The 14,382-nt window shown below is 65.7% G+C and carries 12 protein-coding genes; 4 read left to right on the top strand and 8 right to left on the bottom strand.

Features of this window, described 5'->3' with window-relative positions:
- Nucleotides 1-29 precede the first annotated feature (29 nt).
- The 5 genes from mog to QM672_RS14050 form a co-directional block, all read right to left on the bottom strand.
- Nucleotides 30-557, bottom strand: coding sequence for a molybdopterin adenylyltransferase (mog, locus tag QM672_RS14070; RefSeq protein WP_311943651.1), 528 nt, complete (start codon nucleotides 555-557; stop codon nucleotides 30-32).
- A 5-nt stretch (nucleotides 558-562) separates the two neighbouring features.
- Nucleotides 563-1,453: a transglutaminase family protein gene (locus QM672_RS14065; protein WP_311943649.1), complete on the bottom strand. Its 891-nt coding sequence runs from the start codon at nucleotides 1,451-1,453 to the stop codon at nucleotides 563-565.
- Between the two features lie 241 nt (nucleotides 1,454-1,694).
- Complete coding sequence (locus tag QM672_RS14060; protein WP_415083255.1) at nucleotides 1,695-2,042, bottom strand: endonuclease domain-containing protein; 348 nt, start codon at nucleotides 2,040-2,042, stop codon at nucleotides 1,695-1,697.
- Between the two features lie 122 nt (nucleotides 2,043-2,164).
- Nucleotides 2,165-4,696 (bottom strand): circularly permuted type 2 ATP-grasp protein, encoded by a 2,532-nt coding sequence (locus QM672_RS14055; protein WP_415083253.1) that lies wholly within the window; start codon nucleotides 4,694-4,696, stop codon nucleotides 2,165-2,167.
- Between the two features lie 130 nt (nucleotides 4,697-4,826).
- Nucleotides 4,827-8,186 carry a DUF2126 domain-containing protein gene (locus tag QM672_RS14050; protein WP_415083251.1) on the bottom strand — a complete coding sequence of 1,120 codons (3,360 nt, stop codon included), beginning with the start codon at nucleotides 8,184-8,186 and terminating at the stop codon, nucleotides 4,827-4,829.
- Nucleotides 8,187-8,392: 206 nt separating this feature from the next.
- Between QM672_RS14050 and QM672_RS14045 the strand changes: the two genes are divergently transcribed.
- Nucleotides 8,393-8,722: a hypothetical protein gene (locus QM672_RS14045; protein ID WP_068293780.1), complete on the top strand. Its 330-nt coding sequence runs from the start codon at nucleotides 8,393-8,395 to the stop codon at nucleotides 8,720-8,722.
- 99 nt (nucleotides 8,723-8,821) lie between these two features.
- On the opposite strand, the gene QM672_RS14040 is transcribed toward QM672_RS14045, so the two are convergent.
- Nucleotides 8,822-9,904, bottom strand: a complete 1,083-nt coding sequence (locus QM672_RS14040; protein ID WP_415083249.1) for a cobalt-precorrin-5B (C(1))-methyltransferase — start codon at nucleotides 9,902-9,904, stop codon at nucleotides 8,822-8,824.
- 172 nt (nucleotides 9,905-10,076) lie between these two features.
- Between QM672_RS14040 and QM672_RS14035 the strand changes: the two genes are divergently transcribed.
- Both QM672_RS14035 and lldD read left to right on the top strand, forming a co-directional pair.
- Entirely contained in the window at nucleotides 10,077-10,697 is a 621-nt protein-coding gene (locus QM672_RS14035; RefSeq protein WP_311943636.1) for a 2,3-bisphosphoglycerate-dependent phosphoglycerate mutase, read from the top strand.
- Nucleotides 10,698-10,820: 123 nt separating this feature from the next.
- Nucleotides 10,821-11,951, top strand: coding sequence for an FMN-dependent L-lactate dehydrogenase LldD (lldD, locus tag QM672_RS14030; protein ID WP_415083247.1), 1,131 nt, complete (start codon nucleotides 10,821-10,823; stop codon nucleotides 11,949-11,951).
- Nucleotides 11,952-12,063: 112 nt separating this feature from the next.
- Here lldD and QM672_RS14025 read toward each other — a convergent pair whose 3' ends face one another.
- Together QM672_RS14025 and QM672_RS14020 are read right to left on the bottom strand one after the other, a co-directional pair.
- On the bottom strand, nucleotides 12,064-12,966 hold the full coding sequence (locus QM672_RS14025; RefSeq protein ID WP_415083245.1) for a methylated-DNA--[protein]-cysteine S-methyltransferase: 903 nt from the start codon (nucleotides 12,964-12,966) through the stop codon (nucleotides 12,064-12,066).
- An 82-nt stretch (nucleotides 12,967-13,048) separates the two neighbouring features.
- Nucleotides 13,049-13,516, bottom strand: coding sequence for a DUF2244 domain-containing protein (locus QM672_RS14020; RefSeq protein ID WP_311938610.1), 468 nt, complete (start codon nucleotides 13,514-13,516; stop codon nucleotides 13,049-13,051).
- A 49-nt stretch (nucleotides 13,517-13,565) separates the two neighbouring features.
- Between QM672_RS14020 and nth the strand changes: the two genes are divergently transcribed.
- Complete coding sequence (gene nth / locus QM672_RS14015; protein ID WP_311938608.1) at nucleotides 13,566-14,348, top strand: endonuclease III; 783 nt, start codon at nucleotides 13,566-13,568, stop codon at nucleotides 14,346-14,348.
- The last annotated feature ends 34 nt before the right edge of the window (nucleotides 14,349-14,382 follow it).

Here is a 14,382-nt window from a genome sequence, read left to right as displayed (position 1 = left end):
CTTGCTCCTTGCTGGGTCCGGCCTGCCGATCAGCCACCGGGCCTGAACGCCTTGCAGAGAGCCGGATCCGTCTCCAGCCGCGGACCTTCGATCAGGTCGATGCAATAGGGGATGGCGGGGAAGACCGCCATCAGGCATTGCTCGATCGAGGCCGGCTTGCCCGGCAGGTTGACGATCAGGCTCCGGCCGCGAATGCCCGCCGTCTGGCGCGACAGGATGGCGGTCGGCACATATTTCAGGCTTTCCTGGCGCATCAGTTCGCCGAAGCCCGGCATCATCTTGGCACACACCGCCTCGGTGGCTTCCGGCGTAACGTCGCGCCGGGCCGGGCCCGTGCCGCCGGTGGTGCAGACGAGGCAACAACCCGCCTCGTCGGCGAGTTCGATCAGCGTCCGCTCGATCAGGTCCTGCTCGTCGGCGATGACCCGCACCACCGGCTCCCAGGGCGAGGTCAGCACACGTTGCATGAAGCCGGCGATGGCCGGGCCGCTCTTGTCTTCGTAGATCCCGGCGCTGGCGCGATCCGAGATGGTCAGAATTCCGATCCTGGCAGTCATTTCGATCATCCTAACGGCGCGACATCCACGGAGACGCGTAGGCTGTGCCCGGCCGAAGCGACGACGACGCCGTCCACCGGGGCGACATCGGCATAATCGCGCCCGACTGCGACGCGCACATGGTCCTCATTCGCGGGCACCGCATTGGTCGGATCGAGATCGACCCAGCCGAGCCCGGCGCCGCACCATACCGAAACCCAGGCATGGCTGGCATCCGCTCCCACCAGCCGTTCCTGGCCGGGCGGCGGATGGGTTCGCAGATAACCCGAAACATAGGCGGCGGGAATACCGATCGCACGCAGTCCCGCCAACATCCAATGCGCGAAGTCCTGGCAGACACCGTGGCGCGTGCGGGCCACCACGTCGAGCGGGGTCGAAATATCGGTGGCGTTGGGATCATAGACGAAATCGCGATGGATGCGCTTCATCATCTCGATCGCTCCATCGAGCACCGGGCGTCCCGGCTCGAAGGAGGCAAGCGCATAGTCGCGCGCCTCGGCGAGCAGCGGTACGAAACGGCTGGCGAACAGATAATGTGCCGGCGCCGAACCGCAGAGGTCGGGCACCAGCAGCGCGCTCTGGGTGACCTCGCCCCAGGATGGGGTCAGCAGGGCATGGGGCGTCTCGCGAGGCTGGACCTCGATGCGCACGCGCGACTCGAAGCGATGCCGGGTAGCCGTGCCGGCAAAGCGGACATGGGTGGTGCGGTTGCCGAAGAAGTCGACCGCCTCGGTCTGCTCCAGCGGCTTGGGGGCGATGGTGAGCTGGGCCGAGAACACCCGCTGATTGCCACCAGTCTCAGGCTGGAGGTGCAACGTGCAGCGAGCCGCCGCGACTTCGGTGCGGTAGAGATAGGTCGTGGTGTGGCGGATGAGATAGAGCACGGCGGAACTCATCGGAAAATGCAGGCAGAATTCATCTATGGGCGACGACGCCCCTCGCCCTTACCCTCTCCCCGTAAGAACGGGGCGAGGGGACTTCCAATGCGCTGCCATGCTCTGAGAGATACCATCTTGCCCAACCGTCGGGCGAGACGAACCACCTCCAATTTCAAACGCGACATCTGAGCCCCCTCGCCCCGTTCTTACGGGGAGAGGGTAAGGGTGAGGGGCGGCGTGGCCGATCCGAAAATTCATGTCAAATCGTCGCCAAAATGAGTTCGCACACACCATCGACACTCTCGTAAATATCAGCATTTTGCACACGCAAAATGCGATAACCTTGTGCTTTCAGATATCGCTCGCGCCCCTGATCACGCACTCTCTCTTCGTCCGTCGAATGCGTTGCTCCGTCGATCTCGATGATCAGCCGCGATTCGCGGCAGGCAAAATCCACAAAATAAGATCCCAGCGGCAATTGGCGAACGAATTTGTGTCCGGCGAGTCCGCGATTTCTCAGCTTCGCCCATAAGAGTCGTTCGGCCTTCGGCGCCTGCCGGCGCAGTCGTTGAGCATGGCCATGGATCGGTGGATCAGCACTACGCACGATAAGAATCCTTTGCGCTGCCCCTCACCCCTGCCCTCTCCCCGTAAGAACGGGGCGAGGGGGACACCCGGCGTAGCGCCCTATCCGTTAGCCTTTTGTCCGGGGTGATGTTTGCCCTACCATCACCCCAGCCCCTCGGCGATCTCGGCCATGGCTTCGTCCTGGTTGAAATAGCGGGCCGACAACTCCGACGACAAAGCGAGCAGCCGGTTTTCCAAACCAAGAATCAGGCGGTCGTCGACATCGGCGGCCTGCGTCGTCTCGATCTCCGCCCGCATCAGCCGAATGGCGCGGGTGAGCGCGTCCACTTCGCCGTCCCTAGACGTACGAGGCAGGGCCGCAAGATGCTCGGCAGCGTGAATGATCTGATAGGCGACCGAGCGGGGATTGCCGTCGTCGAGCAAGACGAGATCGAGCACCGGCAGGCGCAGCGTTCCCATCAGATAGCGGGCCCGATAGGTGATGCGGCTGTCCGTCACGCGCAGCAGGGCGTCGAGCATGTCGGCGCTGGAGCTCTCGTCGGCCAGGCGGCGGGCAAGGCGGCAGGTCTGGATGGAGCGTTCGATATGATGCCCGATGCGCAGGAAACGCCAGCCCGAGAGCTGGTTCATGTTCTCATGGGCAAGGCCTGACAGCGCCGCCAGCGTGTGCAGATAGCGATCCGCCCTGTCGGCCGACGGCAGGTTGCGATCGCCAACCACCATGGCGCCGAGATCGGCGATGGCCTGTGTCGCATCACGCGACAGCCTTTCGCGAATGGCGGAAGCGGTGCGCGCCGCCGCGCCGATCAAAGCGGGCATGCCGCCATATTCCTCACCGTCGAGCACATCGCGCAGGATGCCTTCGGCGATCGCAACCGGCTCGACCGGTGCCTTGGCGGCTCTGCGGGAGGCGGCAGGCTCCGCCTTCTCGCTCTTGGCAGCTCCCCAATTCTTGGCCGCTCCCCAGGCGACCAGCAGGTCGGTGAGGCGCTGCGTGGCGGCGACGACCTCCTCGTCGGCTTCCGCCGCGATCTCGCCCACGGCCCGCACGACGCGCAGGGTCGCCTCGGCGCGCTCGAGATAGCGCCCGAGCCAGAACAGATTGTCGGCCGCCCGGCTCGGCAGATGGCCGAGGCTGCGCTTGATTGCCACCTTGCCGGGCGCCGGCAACAGGCTGACATGATCGACAGGCCGTTCCGACGTCACCCAGGCATCGGCGGAACGCCCGCCAAACTGCATCGACAGGGCACGCGGGTCATTGCTGTCGCCGACACGGCAGAAGCCGCCGCGCATCACCTTCCAGCCCTCCGGCGTCGCGACGGCGTAGACCCGCAGCGTGAAGGGGTGCGGTTCCAGGCGCTTGCCGTTCCAGACCGGCATGGTCGAGAGCCTGACGACTTCCTGGGCCACCACCTCGAGGGGATGGGCCTTCACGACATCGCGCAGGCGTGCCTGGCCCTTTTTATCCAGGTCGGCCACGGCGCTCGCGCCGCCGCGCGTCAGGCCGGCGACCTCGCGCGTGAAAGCCGGCAGGACTGCCAACCGTTCGAAATCGCGCAGGACCTCCTCGCGTGCCCCGGCCTCGCCGCACCACCAGGTGGCGACATTCGGGAGGATGAGATCGCTGCCGGTGAGCCGGCGCGCCAGAGCCGGCATGAAAGCCAGCATGGCCGGCGCCTCGACCAGGCCGGCCCCCAGGCTGTTGGCCAGGGCAACCGAACCCTGCCGGACGGCCTGGACCAGGCCAGGCACGCCGAGCCGCGAACCGGCATTGAGTTCGAGCGGATCGGCAAAGTCGGCGTCGAGGCGCCGCACCAGGGCATCGATGCGTTTCAGTCCCTCGATGGTGCGGACATAGACCGTGCCGTCCTGCACGGTGAGATCGGCGCCCTCCACCAGCAGCAGACCGAGATAGCGGGCGAGATAGGCGTGTTCGAAATAGGTCTCGTTGGCGGGCCCCGGCGTCAGCAAGCCGATGCGCGATCCCTCCCGCCCGGCCTTGGCGGCGAGAGTGGAGCGCATGGCCTGGAAGAAGCCTGCCAGCCGCTCGACCTGCATGTCGCGGTAGAGAGCCGGCAATGCGGCCGAGATGGCGAGTCGGTTCTCCAGCGCGTACCCCATGCCGGAAGGAGCCTGGGCGCGGTCCTTGAGCACCCACCAGCGACCATCGGGTCCCCGCCCGAGATCGGCGGCATAGATGACCAGGTGCTCGCCGCCGAGCGGCGTGCTGCCGGCCACGGCACGCTGGAAATCGGGATTGCCGGCGATCACCGCAGCCGGCAGCGCACCATCCCGCACCAGCGTGGCCGGCCCGTAGAGGTCCGACAGCACGGTTTCGAGCAGCTGGGCCCGCTGCGCGATGCCCGCCTCGATGCCGCGCCATTCGGCATCGGGGATCACCAGCGGCACATGGGCGAGGGGCCAGGGCCGGTCGCGCCCGTCCGGCGTGTCGTAGACGCGGTAATAGACGCCGGAATTCTTGATCTGGCGATCGGCAACCGCAAAGCGCTGCGAGACGACGGCGGGCCGGTAGCGTGCCATTTCGTTGAGCACCGGCAGCCAGTGCGGACGCACCTCCCCCGCCGCGGTCATCAACTCGTCGGCAACACCGGGCAAGGGCCGATAGTCCGCGAGCAGGGAACGCAGACCGGGATTGCGGGACCGGGCGAGCATCAGGGCAGCCCAGCACAGTGAATGCGGCTCAGGAAGACCAGCCTGTCAGAACAAGATCCCTTCTCCCACAAGGGAAGAAGGGTGAATGCATCCAATCCGCCAAGAAAAACATCCGCTGTCTTTCTCCCCCTCATCGAGCCGCCCTGCGCAGGTCGAGGGTGAAGGGAAACTCCCCATTGCTTTCCTCGGACGGAACCGCCGGCCAGCCCGGCGTGTGGCCGATGGGCTGGAAGCGGGCGAGGCGCCGGGCCTGTGCCTCATAGGCGTTGACCGGGAAGGTCTCGTAATTGCGCCCGCCCGGATGGGCGACATGATAGGTGCAGCCACCGAGCGAGCGGTTCGACCAGGTGTCGATGACATCGAAGGTCAACGGTGCATGCACCGGGATGGTCGGGTGCAGGCCGGAGGCAGGCTGCCAGGCCTTGAAGCGTACGCCGGCAACGGCCTCCCCGGCCCGGCCGGTGGCGTTCATCGGCAGGCGCCGGCCATTGCAGGCGATGACATGGCGGGCCGGATTGAAGCCCTCGACCTTGACCTGCAGCCGCTCGGTTGAACTATCCACGTATCGCACCGTTCCCCCGGCAAAGCCCTCCTCGCCCAGCACATGCCAAGGCTCGAGGGCCTGGCGCACTTCCAGGCTCACCCCTTCATAATCGACCTTGCCGTAGAACGGGAAGCGGAATTCGAGCTGAGCCTGGTACCACACCGGATCGAAGGCATAGCCGGCGCGGGCGAGATCGGCGAGCACGTCCTGGAAATCGGCCCAGACGAAATAGGGCAGCATGAAGCGGTCATGCAGCTGGCTGCCCCAGCGCACGAAGGAGCCCTCCTGCGGCTCGCGCCAGAACCAGGCGATCAGGGCCCGCAGCAGAAGCTGCTGGGCCAGCGACATGCGATAGTCCGGCGGCATCTCGAAGGAGCGGAACTCGATCAGGCCGAGACGGCCCGTGGCCGAATCCGGCGAATAGAGCTTGTCGATGCAGATCTCGGCACGATGGGTGTTGCCGGAGACGTCGACCAGGAGGTTGCGGAAGAGGCGATCGACCAGCCAGGGCGGCGGGTTGTCGGCGGGCCTGCCGATATGCGGCCCCCTGATTCGCTCCATGGCGATCTCGAGTTCGTAGAGGCTGTCATGCCGGGCCTCGTCGATGCGCGGCGCCTGGCTGGTCGGCCCGATGAACAATCCCGAGAATAGATAGGACAGCGAAGGATGGCGCTGCCAGTAGAGCACGATGCTCTTGAGCAGGTCCGGCCGCCGGAGGAAGGGGCTGTCGGCGGGCGTAACGCCGCCGAGCACGACATGGTTGCCGCCGCCGGTGCCGACATGGCGACCGTCGATCATGAACTTGTCCGCGCCGAGCCGGCTGAGCCTGGCCTCCTCATAGATGGTGGAGGTGATCGCCACCGTCTCGGCCCAGGAGGCGCCAGGCTGGATATTGACCTCGATCACGCCGGGATCGGGCGTGACCTTGATCACCTGGATGCGTGGATCATAAGGCGGGGGGTAGCCTTCGATATGCACGGTCAGGCCGCTGGCCTCGGCCGTCTCCTCGACGGCGGCGAGCAATTCGAGATAATCCTGGACGCCGGCCACCGGCGGCATGAACACGCATAAAACGCCGTCGCGGATTTCGAAGGTCATCGCCGTGCGCACCACGCCGGTGCCGAACTCCTGGCCGACCTGCGTCTGCTGCTTGAGGCTGCCCTCCTTGTTGGCGTCGATGCGCCGGAACTGGCGCGACAGCTCCGATCGGTCCGGCAACTGGCCGCGCGGCACGATCGGATCGGCTGCATGCACATGCGGAAAGGCGGCGGGCGGGACGTGGGGCAGGCTCGACAGCGGCAGCCGGTAGCCGGCCGGCGAATCGCCAGGTACCAGGAACAGGTGCCCCCTGCGCATGCGCCAGAGTTCGCTGACCCAGCCATCGCGCCGCTCCGCGTTCCAGCGCTGCACGGGCAGGACATAGGCAGCCGGCTGGTCGAGCCCGCGATCGAAGACACGGGCGATGCGGGCGCGGTCCTCGGGATTGGTGAGCTTCGACTCCATCGGATCGACATTGTCGGGTAGCTGGCCCTCCTGCAGAATCCAGTGGGCAGCATCCTCATAGGCCGGCACGGCAAAGTCGGGCTCGATGCCCAGGCGCTCCGCCACGCCCCCGGCCAGGATGCGCATCGGCTCGGGATCGAAGACCTTGCGGATCGGATGCTTGCCGTTCGGCCCGCCCGCCGGCTTCGGTTCGCGGGCGATCAGCTCGGCGTTGCGCCAGATCGGCTGGCCGTCCTTGCGCCAGTAGAGCGCGAAGGCCCAGCGCGGCAGGGATTCGCCGGGATACCATTTGCCCTGGCCGTAATGCAGGAACCCGCCGGGCGCGAAGGCCGTGCGCAGGCGGCGGATCAAACTGTCGGCAAGGCCGCGCTTGGTCGGGCCGACCGCACCGGTGTTCCACTCCTCACCCTGATAGTCGTCGATGGAGACGAAAGTGGGCTCACCGCCCAGCGTCAGGCGCACGTCCTGGCTGACGAGATCGGCCTCGACCTCCTGGCCCAGCGCATCGAGCTCGCGCCAGCTCTCATCGGAGAAGGGGAAGGTCACGCGCGGGGATTCGGCGATGCGCCGCACTGGCATCTCGAAGGAGAATTCGGTCTTGACGGGCCCGGCCGCGCTCAGCGAGCCGCTGATCGGGGCCGCCGAGGCATAATGAGGTGTCGCCGCCAGCGGGATGTGACCTTCGCCGGTGAGCAGCCCGGAGGTGGCATCCATGCCGATCCAGCCCGCACCCGGCAGATAGACCTCGGCCCAGGCATGCAGGTCGGCGAAATCGGCATCGACGCCGCGCGGGCCGTCGAGCGCCTTGAGATCATGGGTGAGCTGGATCGAATAGCCGGAGACGAAACGCGCGGCGAGGCCGAGCCGGCGCAGGACCTGCACCAGCAGCCAGGCGCTGTCGCGGCAGGAGCCCGAGCGCAACGCCAGCGTCTCCTCCGGGCTTTGCACGCCCGGCTCCATACGGATCGTATAGGCGATTTCGCTCTGCAGGCGCTGGTTGAGCCCGACGAGGAAATCGACGACCTGCTGGCCACCCATGTCGATCGAGGCCATGAAGGCAGCCAGCCCCTCTCCTGCCGGCTCGATCTCCAGATAGGGCGCGAGCTCATGCGCCAGCTCGGCCGGATAGGCGAAGGGCAGATGGGTGGCGTAGTCCTCCACGAAGAAATCGAAGGGATTGATCACCGAAAAATCGGCAACGAGGTCGACCTCGATCTGGAAACGGGTCGCCGGTTCCGGAAACACGAAGCGGGCGAGCCAATTGCCGTGCGGATCCTGCTGCCAGTTGATGAAATGTTGAGCAGGCTCGACCTTCAGCGCATAGCTGACGATACGCGTTCGGGAATGAGGAGCGGGCCGGAGCCGGATGATCTGGGGAGACAGGATCACCGGACGATCATAATCATAGGTCGTGCGGTGATAGAGGGCGGCAACGATCGACAAAAGAGAACCCCCCGACCATGGAACGTCCGCAGCGTATCGGTTTGCCCTCGAACTAGGCAAGCCTATTGAGAAGGCAAAAATAGGCAAGGGCTGCCCAATCCGAGTTCGTCGGGCATGATGCTCGGCGACGTTTTTTTAACACGGGCAGGGTAAGCAGGCCGAGCGATGCCCTTTTGGCAACGCCCTTTCGGTCGAGGAATACCATCATGAAGCGTCCGGCGTCCGGTTTCGCCGCTCTCTTGCTCTGCCTGTCCGCCTTCTGCGCAGGCGCCCTGCCCGCCCAGGCCACCACCTTGCCGGTCTACCAGTACAAGCTGTTCTGCCAGCAGCTCGGCAAGGGAAATCCCGTGATGATCCAGAACTGCGAGACGCAGGAAATCATGTCCTACAACCAGTTGCGCCGGATCTGGCGCGCGCCGCCCGCCGCCGAGGTGCAGGACCGCTGTTTTGCCCGCCACCAGCCTGCTCCGCGCACCGGCCTGGGCTCCTATGTGAAATTCCTCAACTGCATCATCACCAATACCGGGCACGGCTGAGCAAGGCGATATTTCCGGGTGCGCGGGCATCTTACCCGTTCTTGGAAGCGCAGCGTTTGTGGGTAGACAGCATGGGCAAGATGCCCGTGCACCCGGATTTCAATCCGCACGCGCCAACAGCCGGCCGTCACGATCGAAAATGGCGATGTCGAGGCTGATCTCCGCATCGCGCATCACCGCCTTCGCCGTCTTCAAGGCATACCGCGCCACCAGGGGCGGCAGATCGAGCCCCGCCTCCCCGGCGATCTCCAGAGCCTCGATCGCGGTATTGGCCTGCGAGACGCGATAGGCCGTCTCGCCATTGCCGCCCAGTTCCTCCACCCGCTCCGCCAGCCAGCGCAGGTCCACCGGGCCGGCGCGCGAATGGAGGTCCAGGAGGCCCTGGCCCAACTTGGTGATCTTGGCAAAGCCGCCGGCCACGGTGACGCGCGGCACCGGATGCACCCTGAGATATTTCAGCATGCCGCCGACGAAATCCCCCATGTCGATCAGTGCGATCTCCGGAAGGCCATAGAGCCTGGCCACGGCCTCTTCCGAAGCGGCACCGGTAGCGCCAGCGACATGATCAAGCCCGGCCCCGCGTGCCACGTCGATGCCGCGATGGATCGAATGGATCCAGGCCGAGCAGGAAAAGGGGACGACGATGCCGGTCGTGCCGAGCACAGAGAGGCCGCCGACGATGCCGAGCCGACCGTTCAGGGTCTTGCGTGCGATCGCCTCGCCATCGGCGATGGCGACGGTGACCTCGACGTCCCCGGCGACGCCATGCGCGGCCGCGACTTCGGCAATGGCCGCAGCAATCATACCCCTTGGTCCCGGATTGATGGCGGGCTCGCCCACCGGCAAAGGCAGCCCCGGCCGCGTGACGGTTCCTACGCCCTGCCCCGCCCGGAAGGTAACCCCGGTGCCCGGTTCGCCAGGGCGCACCGTCGAGGAGACCAGGGCACCGTGGGTGACGTCGGGATCATCGCCCGCATCCTTGACGATGGTGGCGCAGGCATAGCCCTCGCCCCTTTCGTACCGCGCCAGGGCGAAGGCCGGCTGCTCGCCACGCGGCAAGGTGATGACGACCGGATCGGGAAACTCCCCGCCGAGCAGCGCCGCAAAGGCAGCCTTGGCAGCCGCCGCGGCACAGGCGCCGGTAGTCCAGCCATAGCGAAGAGGAGAGGTTTGATCACGCACGAGGAGAACCGGACAACATCGTCGATGGGACTGCCGCCTGAAACACGGTCCGACGAGAAAGCAGCGGCGGCGACATCGACCGTTTTGCCAGTCATCGGCGCATTCGGCCAGTGCAATTAATTGCAATCCCGGTTATGTCAGCCCTATTGCGACCTGAAACGGGACCCCTTTGATGACCGCCACTCTCGTGCTCTGCCGCCACGGCCAAAGCGACTGGAACCTTAAGAACCTGTTCACGGGCTGGCGCGATCCCGGCCTGACGGAGAAGGGCGTGGCCGAAGCGCATGAGGCGGGGCGTCGCCTCAAGGCGCTCGGGCTCAAGGCCGATATCGCCTTCACCTCCGTGCTGTCGCGCGCCCAGCATACCACCAAGATCATTCTCGGCGAACTCGGCCAGGAAGACCTCGAGACCATCCGCGACCAGGCCCTCAACGAGCGCGATTATGGCGATCTCTCCGGCCTCAACAAGGACGAAGCCCGCGTGAAGTTCGGCGAGGAGCAGGTGCATATCTGGCGCCGTTCCTACGACGTGCCGCCGCCCGGCGGCGAGAGCCTGAAGGACACGGCGGCGCGCGTGCTGCCCTATTACATCTACCGTATCCAACCCCAGGTGATGGCCGGCAAGACTGTGCTGGTCGGCGCCCATGGCAATTCGCTGCGCGCCTTGATCATGGCGCTCGAAGGCCTGACGGGCGAGGAGATCGTCAAGCGCGAGCTCGATACCGGCGTGCCGATCGTCTACCGCCTGAATCCGGATACCACCATCGCCAGCAAGCAGGAACTGAAGGGCTGAGGTTCCAGCAAGCAAGCGCGCTCCGGCGCACTTGTCTTACAAAATGAAGGGGAAGGCATAGCCATCCCCTCCAATAATGCTTAAACGGAGAGAAACGATCTCCTTACGGCTTCCTGCGTTCCCATGATCATTGCCTCCCCCTCCGACTATCGCGCCGCCGCCAGGCGCAAGCTGCCGCGCTTCATGTTCGACTATGTCGATGGCGGCGCCTATGCCGAGCACACGCTGCGGGCTAATGTCAGCGATCTCGAAGGGATCAGCCTCAGGCAGCGCATTCTCAAGAATGTCGACAAGCTGAGCCTGGAGACCGAGATCTTCGGGCGCAAATTCGCCATGCCGGTGATCCTCGCGCCCGTCGGCATCACCGGCATGCTGGCCCGCCGCGGCGAGGTGCAGGTGGCCAAGGCCGCGGCTGCCAAGGGCATCGCCATGACGCTCTCCACCGTCTCGATCTGCCCGATCGAGGAGGTGGTGCCGGCCAGCCCCGCCCCGATCTGGTTCCAGCTCTACGTGCTGCGCGACCGCGGCTTCATGAAGAACGCCCTGGAGCGCGCCCAGGCCGCCGGCATCACCACGCTGGTCTTCACCGTCGACATGCCCACCCCGGGCGCCCGCTATCGCGATCCGCATTCGGGCATGTCGGGCCCGTTCGGCCCGCAGCGCCGCATCCTGCAGTCGATGTTCAAGCCGCAATGGGCCCTCGATGTCGGGCTGATGGGCAAGCCGCACGACCTCGGCAATGTCTCGCGCTATCTCGGCAAGCCCACAGGCCTGGCCGACTATATCGGCTGGCTCGCCAAGAATTTCGATCCCTCGATCAGTTGGTCGGATCTCGAATGGATCCGCGAATTCTGGAAGGGACCGATGATCATCAAGGGCATTCTCGACCCCGAGGATGCGCGTGATGCCGTCGCCTTCGGCGCCGACGGCATCGTGGTCTCCAACCATGGCGGACGCCAGCTCGACGGCGTGCTCTCCAGCGCGAGGGCCTTGCCGGCGATCACCGACGCCGTCGGCGACAAGCTGACCGTGCTCGCCGATTCCGGCGTGCGCTCCGGCCTCGACGTGGTGCGCATGCTGGCCCTGGGGGCCAAGGGCGTCATGCTCGGCCGTGCCTTCGCCTATGCTCTGGCGAGCGCCGGCCAGGCCGGCGTCGAGAACCTGCTCGACATCATCGCCAAGGAGATGCGGGTGGCGATGACGCTCACCGGCGTGGAGCGCATCGACCAGATCGGCCGTAGCAGCCTGGCGTAAGCCTTGGAGCGCGGACATCCTGTCCGCTCTTGGAACCGCAACGTTTCCGGAAAGGAAGAGCGGACATCGCGACATGTCTTCAAGTCGCTGAGATGTCCGCGCTCCCCTTATCTTACGCCGTCCCGCTGCGCACCCGTCCGCCTTCCCAGCCCAGCATGGCCTGCTTGCGGGTGAGGCCCCAGTGATAGCCGGTCAATTCGCCGGAACGGCCGATGACACGGTGGCAGGGCACCACGAAGGACAGCGGGTTCTTGCCCACCGCCGCGCCCACAGCGCGCGAGGCCTTGGGATTGCCGATATGGCTGGCGATGTCGCCATAGGTGGTGGCCCGCCCCATCGGGATCTTCAGCAAGGTGCGCCAGACCCGCACTTCGAAATCGGTGCCGATCATCACCACATTGAGCGGCCTGTCGGCCTGCCACCGGCTCGGATCGAAGATGCGGCCGGCATAGGGGGCCGTCACCATCGAATCCTCGCGCAGTTCCGCATTGGGCCAGCGCTTGCGCATGTCGGCCAAAGCAACGGCCTCCTCGCCCGGATCGGCGAAGGCGACTCCGGCCAGGCCCAGCGGTGCCACCATCACCAGCGCCGTGCCGAAGGGCGAGGGATGGAAGCCATATGAAATGGTGAGGCCCGCCCCGCCCGTCTTGAACGAGCCTGGCGTCATCGCCTCATGGGTCACGAACAGATCGTGCAAGCGCGCCGGACCCGACAGGCCGAGCTCGTAGGTGGCATCCAGGATCGAGGCGGAATCGCGCAGGAGGTCGCGGGCCCGGTCGAGCGTCACCGCCGCCAGGAAATCCTTGGGCGTGATGCCGGCCCAGCGCCGGAAGAGATGGTGGAAATGCGAGACCGACAGGCCGACATGGCCGGCAATGTCCTCGAGCGAAGGCTGGTGCTGCGCCTTCCTGGTGATATAGGCGACCGCCTTGCGGATGCGATCATAGTCCTCGGGGGAATTGGCGAGCGGCGAAGCGAGCGGCACCTCGGCAAAATCAGGCAGGGTTATCGACATCGGATGTCTCCAGGCATCATCACTTGTGCCCTGGATAGACCTGCTTCACCGGGCTTCCCACCCGAAAGCTACGACAAGGCCGTCAGACACGCCGCGCCTTGTTGAGAGCCCGGGTAAAGGCGTCGGCAAATTCGCCCTTCTCGGAGGCCCCCAGGAAACGGGCGATTTCAACCTCGCGGCCGCGCTGGACCAGGGCCAGGCGCATCACGCCGAACTCCTCATGCTCGTCGCGCTGCAGCCGCACCCAGCGCGGGTTGAAGACCCATTCCCGGCGCTGCCCCTTGGGATCGATGCGCGAGAACAAGAGCCTGATGGGCGTAAGCAACACATGTTCGCGCAGCCTCGCCCCGCGATAATTGAGCTTGAACATCACATAGAGCAGGCCGACATCGAGCCCGAAGAAGCCGACCACGGGCCAAGCCCCCATCATGTAGAAAGGGATGGAAAGCAGCGTCGAGGCACAGCCGACCACGACGAGGAGGTTGCGAAAGCCCCGCGGCCCGAGCGAGCGATGGGGATAGAGCACGGCATCGAAGACCGGCTCCTCCAAGACCGCTTCTTGGACCGCTTCTTGAGGCGTTTTCGGGTTGGCGCTTTGCATGGCCGCCCACTATAAGCCTTTCATGCCCCGCCGCCAGACTCAAAAGCCCGCCCTGTCCGTTGCCTCCCCTGCGACAAAATCGGCAGGCCGGACCAAGGCGAAGGCCAACGCAGCCGCGGCCTCGGCCGGCACCCAGCGCGCCGCCCTGCCGCAGGCCGAAATCACCGAGATCTTCCGCCGCTTTTCGCAAGCCCTGCCCGAACCCAAGGGTGAACTCGACTACGTCAATGCCTATACCTTGCTGGTGGCGGTGGTGCTCTCGGCCCAGGCCACCGATGTCGGGGTCAACAAGGCGACCAAGGCGCTGTTCGCCATCGCCGACACGCCGGCCAAGATGATCGATCTCGGCGAGGAAGCGCTGATCGGTCACATCAAGACCATCGGCCTGTTCCGCACCAAGGCCAAGAACGTCATCGCCCTTTCGCGGCTGCTGGTGGAAGACCATGGCGGGGAGGTGCCGCGCTCGCGCGAGATCCTCGAAACGCTGCCGGGCGTCGGCCGCAAGACCGCCAATGTCGTGCTCAACATCGCCTTCGGCCTGCCGACCATCGCCGTGGACACCCATCTCTTCCGGGTCGCCAACCGCACCGGCCTCGCGCCTGGCAAGACGCCGCTGGCAGTGGAACTGGGGCTGGAGAAAGTGGTGCCGGCGGCCTATGCCCGCCACGCCCATCACTGGCTCATCCTGCATGGGCGCTATGTCTGCAAGGCGATCAAGCCTGCCTGCCCCACCTGCCTGATCCGTGACATCTGCCTGTTCGAGGACAAGACGACGGCGTGATCGTCGAGCGTTTCAACTTCGACGGCGGGCATGC

It is taken from the genome of Labrys sp. (in: a-proteobacteria), assembly GCF_047605565.1.
Classification (GTDB): Bacteria; Pseudomonadota; Alphaproteobacteria; order Rhizobiales; family Labraceae; genus Labrys; species Labrys neptuniae.
This window is presented reverse-complemented; position numbering and strand designations above follow the sequence as displayed.